13 protein-coding genes are annotated in these 14,908 nt (G+C 38.6%); 6 read left to right on the top strand and 7 right to left on the bottom strand.

The genetic code is table 11. The annotated features are described in order from the left end of the window. Window positions 1-43 precede the first annotated feature (43 nt). Both nrdE and nrdF read left to right on the top strand, forming a co-directional pair. Entirely contained in the window at window positions 44-2,203 is a 2,160-nt protein-coding gene (nrdE, locus tag IGJ32_RS02070; protein WP_010720067.1) for a class 1b ribonucleoside-diphosphate reductase subunit alpha, read from the top strand. Between the two features lie 54 nt (window positions 2,204-2,257). Beyond that, on the top strand, window positions 2,258-3,226 hold the full coding sequence (nrdF, locus tag IGJ32_RS02065; RefSeq protein WP_010738448.1) for a class 1b ribonucleoside-diphosphate reductase subunit beta: 969 nt from the start codon (window positions 2,258-2,260) through the stop codon (window positions 3,224-3,226). Between the two features lie 95 nt (window positions 3,227-3,321). On the opposite strand, the gene IGJ32_RS02060 is transcribed toward nrdF, so the two are convergent. From IGJ32_RS02060 to IGJ32_RS02040, 5 genes are read right to left on the bottom strand one after another with little or no spacing between them, the layout of a single operon-like run. Continuing rightward, a complete protein-coding gene (locus IGJ32_RS02060; protein ID WP_010720069.1) occupies window positions 3,322-4,026 on the bottom strand; it encodes an SIS domain-containing protein in 705 nt (234 codons plus the stop codon). 44 nt (window positions 4,027-4,070) lie between these two features. Then, window positions 4,071-4,865 (bottom strand): PTS system mannose/fructose/sorbose family transporter subunit IID, encoded by a 795-nt coding sequence (locus tag IGJ32_RS02055; protein ID WP_010720070.1) that lies wholly within the window; start codon window positions 4,863-4,865, stop codon window positions 4,071-4,073. Then, window positions 4,849-5,658, bottom strand: coding sequence for a PTS mannose/fructose/sorbose/N-acetylgalactosamine transporter subunit IIC (locus IGJ32_RS02050; protein WP_123875091.1), 810 nt, complete (start codon window positions 5,656-5,658; stop codon window positions 4,849-4,851). The genes IGJ32_RS02055 and IGJ32_RS02050 overlap by 17 nt, the downstream gene beginning before the upstream one ends. 9 nt (window positions 5,659-5,667) lie before the next feature. Then, on the bottom strand, window positions 5,668-6,627 hold the full coding sequence (locus IGJ32_RS02045) for a PTS mannose/fructose/sorbose transporter subunit IIAB (protein ID WP_088745399.1): 960 nt from the start codon (window positions 6,625-6,627) through the stop codon (window positions 5,668-5,670). Further along, complete coding sequence (locus IGJ32_RS02040) at window positions 6,624-7,940, bottom strand: alpha-L-fucosidase (protein ID WP_342081648.1); 1,317 nt, start codon at window positions 7,938-7,940, stop codon at window positions 6,624-6,626. The genes IGJ32_RS02045 and IGJ32_RS02040 overlap by 4 nt, the downstream gene beginning before the upstream one ends. Before the next feature lie 188 nt (window positions 7,941-8,128). Here IGJ32_RS02040 and IGJ32_RS02035 point away from each other — a divergent pair, with 188 nt between their 5' ends. The 4 genes from IGJ32_RS02035 to IGJ32_RS02020 are packed head-to-tail and all read left to right on the top strand — an operon-like array spanning window position 8,129 to window position 12,827. Next, on the top strand, window positions 8,129-9,586 hold the full coding sequence (locus tag IGJ32_RS02035; protein WP_342081649.1) for a rhamnulokinase: 1,458 nt from the start codon (window positions 8,129-8,131) through the stop codon (window positions 9,584-9,586). Continuing rightward, on the top strand, window positions 9,573-11,354 hold the full coding sequence (locus IGJ32_RS02030; RefSeq protein WP_081127700.1) for an L-fucose isomerase: 1,782 nt from the start codon (window positions 9,573-9,575) through the stop codon (window positions 11,352-11,354). Before IGJ32_RS02035 ends, IGJ32_RS02030 begins: the two co-directional genes overlap by 14 nt. 21 nt (window positions 11,355-11,375) lie before the next feature. After that, entirely contained in the window at window positions 11,376-12,014 is a 639-nt protein-coding gene (locus tag IGJ32_RS02025) for an L-fuculose-phosphate aldolase (RefSeq protein WP_010738454.1), read from the top strand. Window positions 12,015-12,068: 54 nt separating this feature from the next. Next, entirely contained in the window at window positions 12,069-12,827 is a 759-nt protein-coding gene (locus IGJ32_RS02020) for a DeoR/GlpR family DNA-binding transcription regulator (protein WP_010720077.1), read from the top strand. Between the two features lie 196 nt (window positions 12,828-13,023). On the opposite strand, the gene alsE is transcribed toward IGJ32_RS02020, so the two are convergent. Both alsE and IGJ32_RS02010 read right to left on the bottom strand, forming a co-directional pair. Next, window positions 13,024-13,740 (bottom strand): D-allulose 6-phosphate 3-epimerase, encoded by a 717-nt coding sequence (gene alsE / locus IGJ32_RS02015; protein ID WP_010720078.1) that lies wholly within the window; start codon window positions 13,738-13,740, stop codon window positions 13,024-13,026. Between the two features lie 70 nt (window positions 13,741-13,810). Further along, window positions 13,811-14,908 (bottom strand): PTS fructose transporter subunit IIC, encoded by a 1,098-nt coding sequence (locus IGJ32_RS02010; RefSeq protein ID WP_010720079.1) that lies wholly within the window; start codon window positions 14,906-14,908, stop codon window positions 13,811-13,813.

The raw sequence follows: 14,908 nt of genomic DNA, 5'->3' as shown, positions 1-14,908 counted from the left end.
CAATATTCACTATCAAAATATGGAATGAAGGTTGGGCGTACTTATGAGTCTTAAGCAGTTAAAAGATGTTAGTTACTTTAAATTAAACAATGAAATCAATCGACCAGTAAATGGTCAGATCCCGCTAAATAAAGATAAAGAAGCGCTAACCGCTTTTTTTGAGGAAAATGTCAAACCAAACACGATGACGTTTGCAACAGCAATGGATAAAATCAATTATTTGATTGAAAACGACTATTTAGAGTCAGAATTTATCCAACTGTACTCTGCTGAATTTATTGAATCACTTTATCAATTTTTAGCAGAACAACACTTTACCTTTAAATCATTTATGGCTGCCTACAAATTTTATTCACAATATGCGTTAAAAACGAATGATGGGACTGCTTATCTTGAATCTTATGAAGATCGAGTAGCTTTCAACGCACTTTATTTTGCTAATGGTGATGAACAATTGGCGCTGTCTTTAGCAGATGAAATGATCCACCAACGTTACCAACCTGCTACCCCTTCTTTCTTAAATGCCGGTCGGAAACGTCGTGGGGAACTCGTTTCTTGTTTCTTGACACAAGTAACTGATGATATGAACTCTATCGGTCGTTCGATCAACTCTGCTTTACAACTATCACGTATCGGTGGTGGTGTTGGGATCACTCTTTCAAACCTACGTGAAGCGGGTGCACCGATCAAAGGTTATGAAGGAGCAGCAAGTGGTGTTGTCCCTGTTATGAAATTATTTGAAGATAGTTTTAGCTATTCAAACCAATTAGGTCAACGTCAAGGTGCTGGTGTCGTTTATTTGAACGTCTTCCACCCAGATATCATTGCTTTTCTTTCTGCCAAGAAAGAAAATGCAGATGAAAAGATCCGAGTAAAGACACTTTCACTTGGTGTAATCGTCCCTGATAAATTTTACGAGTTAGCTCGTAAAAATGAAGAAATGTATCTTTTCAGTCCTTATAGTGTGGAAAAAGAATATGGCGTGCCATTTTCTTATGTCGACATCACTGCTGAGTATGATCATTTAGTAGCGAATCCTAATATTCGGAAACAAAAAATCAAAGCACGTGAACTTGAAAATGAAATTTCGAAATTACAACAAGAATCCGGTTATCCTTATATCATCAATATTGATACAGCTAATCGTGAAAATCCAGTTGACGGAAAGATCATCATGAGTAACTTGTGTTCGGAAATCCTACAAGTTCAAACACCTTCTGTTATCAATGGAAAACAAGAATATGAAGTATTAGGAACGGACATCTCATGTAATCTCGGTTCGACTAACATCGTTAACTTGATGGACAGCCCTGATTTTGGTCAGTCTGTGCGTACGATGACACGGGCATTGACTTACATCACAGATGCTTCCGATATCGATGTTGTCCCTCCAATCCAAAATGGAAACAAATTGAATCATACGATCGGACTAGGAGCAATGGGCTTACACACTTTCTTTGCGAAGGAACAAATGGCGTATGGCTCTGAAGAATCCTTAGATTTCACAAATATTTACTTTATGCTTTTAAATTACTGGACATTAGTTGAAAGTAATACGATTGCTCGTGAAAGAAAACAAGTCTTCCATAACTTTGAAAAATCTGCTTATGCAGATGGAAGCTATTTTGATAAATATGTTACTGGAGAATTCCAACCAAAATCTGATAAAGTAAAAGCTTTATTTGAAGGAATCTTTATTCCAACTGCTGAAGATTGGGAAAACTTAAAGCAAGCGATCATGACCGATGGTTTATACCATCAAAATCGTCTAGCTGTAGCGCCGAATGGTTCGATTTCTTATATCAATGACACTAGTGCAAGTATTCATCCGATTACACGCATGATCGAAGAGCGTCAAGAAAAGAAAATCGGGAAAATCTATTACCCAGCGCCTTATCTGTCAAATGAAACAATTCCTTACTATACTTCAGCTTATGACATGGACATGCGAAAAGTCATTGACATTTACGCAACTGCTCAACAACATGTAGATCAAGGAATGAGTTTAACCCTATTTATGCGTTCTGAAATCCCAGAAGGTCTATATGAATGGAAAACAACGACTAAACAAACAACACGTGATTTGAATATCTTACGTCACTACGCTTTCCATAAAGGAATCAAATCAATTTATTACGTTCGGACGTTTACTGATGATGCAGAAGAAATCGGCAGCAATCAATGTGAAAGTTGTGTCATCTAAAACAAGTAAGCAAAAAATGAACAGACAGGTAATTTAAATAAAGGAGCATTTCTCATGTCAGAAACTTACTATGAAGCAATAAACTGGAATGAAATTGAAGATATCATTGATAAATCTACGTGGGAGAAACTAACTGAACAATTTTGGTTAGATACCCGTATTCCTTTGTCTAATGATTTAGATGACTGGCGGACACTGTCACAGTTAGAAAAAGATACGGTTGGCCATGTCTTCGGTGGACTGACTTTACTCGATACTGTCCAATCAGAAAGCGGAATGGATCAGCTGCGTAAGGATGTCCGTACGCCGCATGAAGAGGCTGTATTGAACAATATCCAATTTATGGAATCGGTCCATGCAAAAAGTTATTCTTCCATTTTTAGTACATTGAATACAAAAAAAGAAATCGAAGAAATCTTTGAATGGACGAATACAAATCCTTATTTACAAAAAAAAGCGGAACGTATCAATGAAATCTACAAAAATGGCACAGCTTTAGAAAAGAAAATCGCTAGTGTGTTCTTAGAAACATTCTTATTTTATTCCGGCTTTTATACTCCTCTTTATTATTTAGGAAATAATAAGTTAGCGAATGTAGCAGAAATCATCAAATTGATTATTCGAGATGAATCTGTTCATGGGACTTACATTGGCTACAAATTCCAATTAGGTTACAATGAACTATCAGAAGAAGCACAAGAACAGCTAAAAGACTGGATGTATAATTTATTATATGAATTGTACGAAAATGAAGAACGTTATACCGAGGAACTGTATGATCCAATCGGTTGGACGGAAGAAGTAAAAACATTCTTGCGCTACAATGCCAATAAAGCATTGATGAACCTGGGAATGGATCCACTTTTTCCAGATACAGCGAATGATGTCAATCCAATCGTGATGAACGGTATCTCTACCGGTACCAGCAACCATGATTTCTTCTCACAAGTGGGAAATGGCTACCTCTTAGGGCATGTGGAAGCAATGCAAGATGACGATTATTTGATTGGTTTAGATGACTAAATAGGAAAAGAACGTTTAAGCGTTGGGTTGTCCCCACCTTAAACGTTCTTTTTTATGTGCTTTTTCTCAGTCAATCATTTGATATGTTCATGAAACTAAATATGGAAAATTCTCTCTGCATACTGGTCTTCGATTTTTAGGTTTCGTTCGTGTCCCCCATCGATATTCGCACTTAAATAAACTGGCGGTTCAAAACCTTGAGCAACCATTCGCTCAATGGCTTCTAACATCGTTTGTTGGAGTAACAATGTAGCCGCATATGTCGAAGTCCCGCAGACTTTGGTCTCTAATCCATCAACAGGTAATACCGCATCACCATAAACAGAGTGGTTATCTAAAACAACATCTGCAAATTCATACAATAACTTTCCACTTTCATGTCGTGAAGTGGATGCTTTAGAGGCAGCCAATGCCGTGACCACGATCAATTTATTTCCACGCTTTTTGATTTCCTCAGCCATTTCAATTGCCATGGGGTTTCTTCCAGAATTAGAAATCAGGAAAAAGACATCATTGGGATGGATGGACACTTTGTGCATGAGTGTTCGTCCGACACCAGCATGTTGTTCATACATGCCCCCCGCAGGATCTAAAATCAGTTTTGACGGTATCAATCCACCTGCACGCCCACTGATTTCTAGCGCTGCTGCATGGGAATGTCCGCTACCAAAAGCCTGCGTAATCCCACCGTTCATAATTCCATCGGCTACGATTTGGGCTGCTTTCGTTATATTTTCTGTTTCATACTTCTCTAATGTTTCAGTTAATTTTTTACATTCTTCAAAAAATGCGAGTGTCATAAGGCTCTCTCCTTTTTATGATTATTCCTCATTTAGTTAGAAAATCACATGATTCCGAATACTCTTAATAAAATCGATAACACCATAATCGCTAAAATCGCTCTTGTTGAATTAAAGTATTTTTTGCCTAACAACCAATAAATGACACCCACTAAAAGGGCTGGAATCATCATCGGCATGATCTGATCTAGTGTTTCTTGAAGGTTAAGTTCGACATCTCCCGTTTTAAAGGTCCAAGTAATTTGGGCATTGATCACCGATGGAATCATGGCACCAATCACCGTGACCCCTAATAAAGTAGCAGCATTGGTCAACGCATTCAAATGTCCGGACATACTAGTCACTAATTTCACGCCTTGAGTATAACCTATTCTTACAGAGAAAAATCGAAAGACTAAAATCGCCAGATTCACTAATACCCAAACAGCAACTCCGATCGCGTTTCCTTGTAGAGCTAAATAGGAAGCCACTGAACCAAAAACAGTTGGGAACAATACCCCAAAAATCGTATCCCCGACACCAGCAAATGAACCCATTAATCCAGTTTTCAAACTAGACACCGTATCTTTTGATTGTTTGCCTTCCGCTTCTTCAGTAGCGATATCGATTCCCAAAATAAAACCGCCCATATGTGGTGTGGTATTAAAAAATTGACTTTGCATGTTCATCATGGCAATCTTGGTTTCTTCATCGTCGCCGTAGAGTTTTTCGATGATCGGTAACATGGAGTACAAATAGCCCCCACCCATCATTCGCTCGTAGTTCCAAGACAATTGGCTACCATACAACCAATTGATACTTACTTTATCTAGGTCTTTTTGATTAATCTTCGTACTCATCAGCACTTAATCCTCCTTTTCCATTTACATCAGCTTGAGCCACTTGTGTCAGATTGTTTTGCTTTCCGATCAAATTCTTAAATTGTAAAATGGCTAAAGCCAATCCTAATAAAGCCACGCCAAACATAGGCATCTTTAAGTAAGCAACTGCCAAAAACCCAATCATCAAGTACGTAATGAAATTTTTAACTGGTAAAAATCTTAATAAAATGGCGATACCGACTGCTGGTAACATGCCACCTGCAACTGCCAACCCGCCAGTCAACCATTCTGGAATTACATCTGAAACAATTTGAATCACTCGGTCACCAAAACTAAAGACGATAAAAATAGGTACTCCTCGTGATAATCCCCAACTCATTGCTCCCAACAAGTGATAAATTCTTATTTTTTTAGTATCAGCTAAACGAATATTTTTATCGATTCTCTTTTGAAAGAACACATTGCAAAATCGAGCAAAAATATCTAGCTGAATCATCAACAATGCTACTGGAACAGCTAATCCGATACCAAATTCCACACCTCTTCCACTCGTAATCGCAAAAACAGTTCCCACGATCGAAGCGGTCATATAATCTGGGACACTTGCTCCTCCATAAGCTTGAATACCCAATCCCATTAATTGCAATGTCGCACCTACTGCCAATCCAGTGGTCAGATCCCCCATTACTAAACCTGTAATGGTACCTACGATCAGTGCTTGGTTAGCAATCACATTGATCCCTAAATTTTCGATGATGACATAAAATCCTAACAGTGATAATACGATGATTTGCCAAATTTCTATATTCATTCGTTCCCCCTACTTTCCGTAAAATTGTGAAAATCGTTTTTCTTCTTCCATTGGTACCATTTGTGCCGTCACAACGACTCCTGCTTTTTCCAACTCTAAAATCTTCGCAATTTCTGCTTCGGTTAAAAAGACGGATTTTTTGATTTGAAGGGTTCCTTCTCTCGAACTGGCATTGCCTAAATTAAATGATTCAATTGGTACACCCGCATCGATCAAATCAAAGATCGTTTGAATCTTTTTGGTAAGCAACATGATTTTTTGATCTTGATAAATCCCTTCTTTTAACCGTTTTGCAGCGGTAACCGTTTTCAATATACTCAATTTGATACCACCAGGAACAGCAGCTTTTAAAGAGGCCTTAGCAATTGGATCATTGACCACTCCATCATCAACGATCATAACTCTTGTTGTTCCCATTTTCCCTAACCAAAGTGTCGCTACTTGACCATGGATCAACCGTTCATCCAATCGGACATGGCTGATCCCCAATTCACTCATTTTGTTGGAAACGGAAGCCACAACTGATGGCTCAGTCTCTGCTGTGTTCGATGGTAAATCCGCTGCGGTGCTTCCAAGGGACGTTTTAATCCCTTGAACACCGACGGTCGAAATGGTCTGAACGATTTCATTCAGCGAAGCCTTAGGATTAAAGCGTTCGCTATAAGCTTGAAGCAGCATCGGAATATTCAAACCAGAAACAATTTCGATTTTTCTGCTTCCTTCTTCTTTCAGCTGGTTCAGCTGATTAAAAGGTGTCCCACTCCATAGATCAACTAAACACAATAGTTCATCATCAACGGAATACTTCGCTAACACCTGTTCCACTTGGTGGCGAAACTCTTCTGGACTATTTTCAGGCATCAATACACACACATCTACCTGTTCTTGTTCTCCAAAGATCATGTCTCCCGTTTGCTTTACGCCTAAAGCGAACTCGCCATGGCTTGCAAGAATAATGCCGATACTCATTTTTCTTCCTCCTTTAGTGTTAATTCAATCACTGGGATCAATTCATTTGGTTCTTTAATCGGAATGTTTAGCATCAACATGCTCGGGTCAAGCGCCTCCTTCACATGAACTTCAGTAATCTCTTTGTATAAATTAGTTGTCGCTTTTCTTTCTCCTCCTAAATGCTTCGTATCGACAAAACGAATCTCGGAACCATCATTGAGTAGTTTCGCAAACTTCACTTTCCCACCTAATTCTGGTAATAAAATCGTTCGATAAGGCCAACTAAAAATGTGAAGATATAATTTATTTCCTTTTTGAGTGTATCGACAATCTTGAGGTGGTGTAAAACTAGATAACCCCGCACCGTAAATCGCTTTTCCATGTTTTCGTAGCCATTGACCAACAGAACTTAAAATGCTATTGCTATTGTCATCCCACTCTCCTCGTGCGTTTGGTCCAATATTCATCGTGAAATTCCCACCTTTGGAGACAGTATCCACTAGTTGTTTCGCTACCATTTCACTCGTTTTGAAATTAAGATTGTCCCGATCGTAACCCCAACTATTATTTAAGGTTTGAACGGTTTCCCATACCTCTTCTTCGTTGTCCATTGCCTTACTTCTAGCAAATTGTTCTGGGGTAAGTACACCACGATGTAAGTCTAACCGGTCATTGATCAAAATATTGGGTTGAATCTCATGGATCATTTTTTCTAATTCAACACTTCCCCAATCTTGCGCCCCTTTACCGACCGAAGTCCCCCAATCTCTGCTTTTATAAGAAAAATCAAACCATAGATAGTCAATCGTACCGTAACTTGTCAATAATTCTCTGACTTGATTCGCCATAAATTGGCGATAATTTTCCATGTTGCCAGGATGTTGTTCGATATAGGTTGGATTATTTCTCATTGGATGATAGCCATCTACTAAGAAATCTGGATGATGCCAGTCTAATAAAGAATAATAAAGACCAATTTTGATCCCCACTTCACGAAATGCTTCAATCAATTCTCCTAACAAATCTCTTTGATACGGTGTTTTTCCTATATGATATTCTGTTTCTTTTGTATGCCATAAACAAAAGCCATCATGATGTTTTGCTGTAATAATGACATACTTAAAACCTGCTTCTTTGGCTTTTTGAGCCCATTCATGTGGATCTAATAAATCAGGATCGAATTGATCCAGATATTTTTGGTAATCTGTTACACTGATTTCTTCTAAAGTCTGGACCCATTCATGTCTTCCTGCCACTGAATACAATCCGAAATGAATAAATAAACCATATCGACTCTCAGAAAACCATTTTCGTTCACTATTTACACTCATTTTTTTCCTCCGTTAACATTTCTATTTGATTTAACCAAAGTATAACGAGCAATTTAAAACGTTTCCATACTTGAATAATTTGTTGACATTTATTCAAAAAATGATTCACGCGAAAATATGTAAGCGTTCTATTGTATGATTATAACCGAAGCAGATTTGCTATCCACTTAGAAAAGGAGGAAAAATCTATGAGTACGATCTTAGCCTTTGATTTAGGTGCTACCAGTGCGCGAGGTATCGTTTTTTCCTTAATGAATGGTCAAATCAAGGAAGAAAAAGTTTATCGTTTCACTGATTACCAAGTGATTGATTCCAACAAAGATGAAATCCATTGGAATATTGAGAAAATCATGACGAATATCAAGGAAATCATTACTTTAGCAACTACAGAATATGTCATTGAAAGTATCGGCATCGATACATGGGGCTGTGATTTTGGTTTGATAGATAAAAAAGGACAGCTAGTGCTACCACCACTTTGCTATCAAACTATGCTGAAAGAACCTAATTTACATTATGGTGGGGATTTACCAACTCACTTTCACGAACGTACAGGGATTCCAAATGCATCGATCAATACCAGTTCCCAACTACTCTACTTGAAAGAACATTATCCTGAGCAGCTAAATAAAGCAAGTACTCTTTTGATGATGCCTGATCTGATCCATTTTTTATTAACAGGTACGATCTTAACAGAATCTTCGATCGCCTCAACGAGTCAATTATTCGATATCGATAAACATCAATGGGCATCCGACCTTATTGAACAATTAGGGATTTCCCCTTCCTTGTTCTCAACGATCGTTCTTCCATATACAAAAATCGGTTTGATAAATCTAGCCGAAAAACAACTTCCGATTCATTCGGTGATGTCCCATGATACTGCTAGTGCGATCTTTGCTTTACCAACCAACGATCACTCTTGTTTCTTTTTATCCTCTGGCACCTGGTCTGTTCTAGGAGAAAAATCAGAAAGAGGAATTTTGGTCAATCATCCATTAGATACGAACTATTCTTATGAACAAGCCGGTGATGGAAAAATATTAAAACTCAAAAACATGTTAGGAATGTGGTTCATTGAGGAAGCTTTAGCGTTCAGCAATCAAACCCAGTCAATCACGATCCAACAGATCCAAGACATGCTACTTACTGCTGAGCCGATTCATTTTTTCTTTGATAACGAACATCCTGAATTTTTGAGTAAAGGTCAATTTGTAAAAAAATTGCAGCAATACGGAAACCAACATCATTTTTCATCAATTGAAGAGCCACAACAATTGTTTTTAGCCATCTATCAAAATCTAGCATTTAAATACGCTGAAACGTTCGATAAATTAGCAGGTTCCGCTCCTTTCACTAAGCTATATTTATTTGGTGGTGGGAGTAAATCACACTTTTTGACTCAACTAACAGCCAATTTAACGCAAACGACGATAGAGGTCTGCTATTCTGAAAATTCAGCTTTAGGTAATGCGTTAGCCCAATTTTTAGCGATCAAAGCAATCAAAAATAGAGAGGAATTGGTGACACTCGTTACAGAAAATTATCCACCAATTTCTTTTTTTCCAGAAACTTCGACACCCTTTAACCAAACTTATATCAACTATAAACAATTTATGAGGAGGAACATCAATGAATTATCCTAAAATCGGCATTAGACCCACGATCGATGGCAGACAAGGAGGCGTCCGTGAATCATTAGAACAACAAACGCTGGACATGGCGCGTCGAGCAAAAGAATTGATCGAAACATCCCTTTATTACATGGATGGCACTCCAGTACAGTGCGTTTTACCAGAACAAACGATTGGCGGTTACGCCGATGCCAGCTTTGTTGACGATGATTTTGCCCGTCAAGATGTGGTTGCTACCTTAACGGTGACACCTTGCTGGTGCTATGGCACAGAAACGATCGATTTACGACCAGATACCTTTAAGGCGATTTGGGGATTTAATGGTACAGAACGACCAGGAGCTGTTTACTTAGCTGCCGCTATGAGTGGCTATGCGCAAAAAGGAATCCCTGCCTATAAGATCTATGGTGAACAAGTCCAAGATAGTGACGACAAGTCGATTCCAGCTGACGTCCAAGAAAAAATCTTACTCTTTGCACGTGCGAGTGTGGCTGCCGGGGAAATGAAAAACAAATCTTATGTGAACATTGGTGCTTCTTCGATGGGAATTGCCGGTAGTCAAATCAATCAAACCTTTTTTGAAAAATATCTAGGGATGCAAGTTGAATATGTGGATATGACTGAAGTCTTACGTCGAATCGAACTAAATATCTTTGATCCGAAAGAATATGACACCATTAGAACTTGGATCAAACAATATTGTCAGGAAGGAATCGATATCAATGCAGGCAAGTCATTCCCAGAAGTCATTACAAAATCACGCTATATCGCTGAAGAAGATCAGTGGGACTTTATTGCCAAACAAACACTAATCGTTCGTGATCTTTTATTTGGCAACCCTGAACTAGCAAAATTGGGTTGGCTGGAAGAAGCAAAAGGCAGAAATGCCATTGCTGGAGGGTTCCAAGGACAACGACAATGGACCGACTGGCTACCCAATGGTGATTTTATGGAATCTATTTTAACCAGTACTTTTGACTGGAACGGCCCTAAACAACCCGTCTCATTCGCTACTGAAAATGATACCTGTAACGCTGCTGCTATGTTATTTGGCTCTTTATTGACTAATAAAGCACCGATTTTTTCCGATGTCAGAACCTATTGGAGTGCGGAGTCAGTGGAAAGAATCACTGGGCACAAATTAACGGGTAAAGCACAACATGGCTTAATCCATCTACTGAATTCAGGTGCGAGTGCTTTAGATGGCAGTGGTGGAAGTATCGATCACGAAGGTAATCCAACGATGAAAGAATTTTGGAATATGACGAAAACCGATATCCAAGCCTGCTTGGAAAAAACAAAATGGTGTCGTGCTAATTATGAATACTTTAGAGGCGGTGGCTTCTCCAGTCAATACCATCTACAAGCAGAATTACCTTTAACGCTCATTCGTTTGAATATCGTTGAAGGTGTGGGACCAACTTTACAAGTAGCAGAGGGTTATTCCTGTTCATTACCTGATGAAGTCCATGACATCTTAAACGAACGAACCGATCAAACATGGCCAACACTCTGGTTTGCACCAAACTTAGGTGAAAAAGGCTTTGAAGATGTGTATACGATGATGAACCACTGGGGAAGTAACCATGGCGCTAGTGTCCACGGTCACGTAGGCGCAGAACTACTGACATTAGCCAGTATGCTTCGCATTCCCGTTTCACTTCACAACGTACCTAGTGAAAAAATCTTTAGACCCCACGCCTTTTCTGGTTTCGGAACAAAAGATTTAGAAGCAGCTGATTTCAATGCTTGCCAATCATTTGGCCCCTTTTATAAATAAGATGATGGAAGAAGGATTATGATGTATTCAATACAAAAACAAGAATTGATCGATTATGGAAATAAATTAATAGCAGATGGCTATACCTTAGGAACAGGCGGAAATTTAAGTACGTATATCCGACAAGATGAAGTGATGCTCATCACGCCTTCTGGAATCCCATTTGATAAAATCGAATTACCTGACATCGTGACTATGCGATTAGATGGAACGATCGTTCAAGGTCATCGTCGCCCTTCCAGTGAATGGCGAATGCACGGGATCATGTATGAAAAGCGGGAAGATCTAGACTATATCATCCATGGTCACACGATTTATTCCACTGCGCTAGCGGTCCTCAGACAACCATTGCCTGCATCACATTACATGATTGCTGTTGCCGGTAAAGATGTTCGTTGTGCAGACTATGCTTCATTTGGCACGGAAGAATTATCTCTAAATGCCTATGAAGCCATGAAAGATCGAAAAGCCGTTTTATTAGCAAATCATGGCGTTTTAACTGGTGGAAAGACAATGACTGAAGCCTTTGCCGTTTTAGAAGAATTAGAATATTGTTCAAAAGTCCATATCATTGCTTCAAGTGTTGGCAAACCAACCTTGATGTCTGAAGAAGAAATGGCAAATATGGCGATTCGTTTTAAAACATACGGACAAAAATAAGTTTCTTGTGGTACACTTTAGTCATGTTAGACCAGTGGTTAAGGAGGGATAGCCATGACTGAGTCACGAAAAGAACAAATCTTAACTTTGCTAAAAAAATATAAAAAATTAGATAACTCAGAACTGCAAAAACAGTTGTTTTGCTCTCCTTCGACTTTAAGGCGTGAATTAGTCGCACTTGAAAAAGATGGGATCATCCGTCGTTACCGTGGTGGTGTCGTTTTAGAAGTCGAAAGAAATCACGTCATCTCAACAAATTATCGTGAAAATGTCATGGTTCAAGAAAAAGAAAAAATTGCGGAGATCGCTAGCACATTTATTGGACCAGGAATGAGTCTTTTTATTGACTCAAGTTCAACTGTGAAACAGCTGCTTCCCTATTTAGTTAAACTGTCAAATCTCGTTGTCATAACCAATGGCTTGAAAATCGCCTATGAGCTTTCTCAAGCTTGTACGGAAGATTCCAAAGTTTTTATGCTGGCGGGTGAAGTAATCAAGGATGCCGAGAGCGTTGTTGGGGACTATGGGAATTCTTTCTTAGACCTTTTTCAAATCGATTTATGTATTTTTAGTTCGACAGGAATTGATTTATCAGGGATCTATGAAGCTAATTTTGCTCAAGCCTTAGTGAAAAAGAAGGTAATGTCTAGAGGAGATAAAAGTTTGTTATTAGTCGACTATACAAAATTTGATAAAAAACATGCGTATAAATTTTCTGATTGGACCTCTTTTGAATACATCGTCACGGATCAACAACCAGCAGATGATTACTTACAACTTGCATTGAAACACGATACCGAATTTCTCTATTGATCGATCATTTTTGAGAGATCGTGACAGAGGTACCTAAACCTAAGTACGCAAAATAAACCAAAGAATTCAAAAAATAGATTTCCCTATTTTTGAAGTTCTTTGGTTTATTTTTTGTTTATATTCTCAGCATTCCTTACACGGGTATTGCAAGAAAAGCGTATTTATTCCCTAAAAGTAATTTTTGATTCTTGTATAGCTATAGACTGTACGCATTTATACTATTTGATTCGACTGTTTTTCCAGTCATCTCTTCAAAATCTTTTTTCATGATCTCCCAAGAAGTTTTGATATCCTCATCTAAGCCGAATAATCCGCTACGCCCAATAATATAAATATCTGGATTGGCTTGATCAATTCGCTTAAATGATTGACGGTTAGACGAACCATCCATTTCGATCAAATAATGATATCCTTTTTCTTGCCGTAATTGTCGTAATGCGGTGATTTTATCTAATGTACTTTCGATAAATCGTTGACCAGCAAATCCTGGATCAACTGTCATGATCGTTACTTTATCAACTAATTCGATATAAGGAAAAATCGTTTCAATTGGTGTTTCAGGGTTTAAGACTACTCCAGCTTTTAAGCCAGCATCATGGATTTGATCAATCAAACGAAAAGCTAAACCGTCAAGTAATTCAGCATGCATACAAATCCACTCACATTTTTGTTGGATTAGTTGATTTACCCAAAAACTTTGATCGCTGACCATTAAATGAGCAGACATAGGTAATTGACTGATTTTACGTACTTCATCGATGAACCATGGCGATAATGTAATGTTCGGAACGTAATGGCCGTCCATGATATCGATATGGTAAGAATCAACATGTTCATTCAAAAATTCGATTTGTTCTTTGAATTTATCTAAATCCATCGTCATTAAGGATGGTGAAAAAGCTACTTTGCTCATTGAAAAAACTCCTTTATTCTATAATTTATCTACACTATAGCGACACCTTTTAACTAATTTGCTTTATCGCTTAAAAGATTTGAATGTCATCTAAACGAATGTCTTCCTCTTCTTTTTCTGGGACTGTTGTGACTTCCTCACCAACATCTTTCTTAATGATGGCTAAAACAACCGCTGTCACGATCACATTGACTAAAATGGCGATAACGCCTGCCCAAGGACGTGACATCGTTGGGATCATTAAAACGCCTCCAAAAGGAACCGTTGCATCTGCACCTAAGATCATAGTAGTCGCACCACCAGCAAAGCCCCCGATTGCAGTTGCTACAACCCCACGAACAATATCATTCATCACTAGCGGGATGACCCCTTCAACGATATTGATCACACCCATAGGAACTGCTGACTTTAAGGTTTCCACTTCAACCTTTGTATAAATGTTTTTGCGGAAAAGTTTAGCTATGAAATAAGCTAGGCCAAAACCGATTGGTGTAGCGGTATTCACAAGTTGTAAAGCTGTAATAGGACCGTTCACGCCTTCTGCTTGCATCGTTAACACAAAAGCAAAAACTGTCTTGTTGATTGGTCCACCATAGTCAACACCACTTAGTAAACCGATCACTCCCCCAAAGATCAACAAGGAAGAGTTTCCTAATCCATCCAAGAAGTTCGTTAGTAAAGAAGTGAATGCTGCGACTGGAGCTCCAATCACATAGACCATCACTAATCCACCAATAAATGAAGCAACAAAAGGAATAATCAATGTTGGCATCAAGCCTTTTGCCCAATTTGGCACTTTGAAATATTTTAAAATTGCTAAAACAAGATAACCAGCTAGATAACCACCTAATATTCCACCAATAAACCCTGCACCGATCGCATTAGCTGTTAAACCAATAATAAAGCCAGGAGCAATACCAGGTTTTCCAGCAATCGAGTAAGAAATCCCCGTAGCAATCACGACTGGTAATAAGCCTAAACCAGCACCACCCATCGTTGCTAAGGCATCAAAAAATGAAAATTCGCCTTGCACCAAAGTTCCTTGGCTCGTTCCACCAAATGCCATCCCAATCGCAATCAGAAATCCCGCACCACACACAATGGGAATTAAATAAGAGATGGCAGTTAACAAATGCCCTTTCAGATTCAGCTTCTTTATCTTTTCCAT

This window comes from Enterococcus sp. DIV1639a, from assembly GCF_050530445.1.
GTDB classification, from domain to species: Bacteria; Bacillota; Bacilli; order Lactobacillales; family Enterococcaceae; genus Enterococcus_B; species Enterococcus_B hirae.
This window is presented reverse-complemented; position numbering and strand designations above follow the sequence as displayed.

Bases quoted from the DNA above. Each gene is read 5' to 3' on its own strand.
- nrdE (WP_010720067.1), top strand. From the start codon at position 44: ATGAGTCTTAAGCAGTTAAAAGATGTTAGTTACTTTAAATTAAACAAT.
- nrdF (WP_010738448.1), top strand. From the start codon at position 2,258: ATGTCAGAAACTTACTATGAAGCAATAAACTGGAATGAAATTGAAGAT.
- IGJ32_RS02060 (WP_010720069.1), bottom strand. From the start codon at position 4,026: ATGACACTCGCATTTTTTGAAGAATGTAAAAAATTAACTGAAACATTA.
- IGJ32_RS02055 (WP_010720070.1), bottom strand. From the start codon at position 4,865: ATGAGTACGAAGATTAATCAAAAAGACCTAGATAAAGTAAGTATCAAT.
- IGJ32_RS02050 (WP_123875091.1), bottom strand. From the start codon at position 5,658: ATGAATATAGAAATTTGGCAAATCATCGTATTATCACTGTTAGGATTT.
- IGJ32_RS02045 (WP_088745399.1), bottom strand. From the start codon at position 6,627: ATGAGTATCGGCATTATTCTTGCAAGCCATGGCGAGTTCGCTTTAGGC.
- IGJ32_RS02040 (WP_342081648.1), bottom strand. From the start codon at position 7,940: ATGAGTGTAAATAGTGAACGAAAATGGTTTTCTGAGAGTCGATATGGT.
- IGJ32_RS02035 (WP_342081649.1), top strand. From the start codon at position 8,129: ATGAGTACGATCTTAGCCTTTGATTTAGGTGCTACCAGTGCGCGAGGT.
- IGJ32_RS02030 (WP_081127700.1), top strand. From the start codon at position 9,573: ATGAATTATCCTAAAATCGGCATTAGACCCACGATCGATGGCAGACAA.
- IGJ32_RS02025 (WP_010738454.1), top strand. From the start codon at position 11,376: ATGTATTCAATACAAAAACAAGAATTGATCGATTATGGAAATAAATTA.
- IGJ32_RS02020 (WP_010720077.1), top strand. From the start codon at position 12,069: ATGACTGAGTCACGAAAAGAACAAATCTTAACTTTGCTAAAAAAATAT.
- alsE (WP_010720078.1), bottom strand. From the start codon at position 13,740: ATGAGCAAAGTAGCTTTTTCACCATCCTTAATGACGATGGATTTAGAT.
- IGJ32_RS02010 (WP_010720079.1), bottom strand. From the start codon at position 14,908: ATGGAAAAGATAAAGAAGCTGAATCTGAAAGGGCATTTGTTAACTGCC.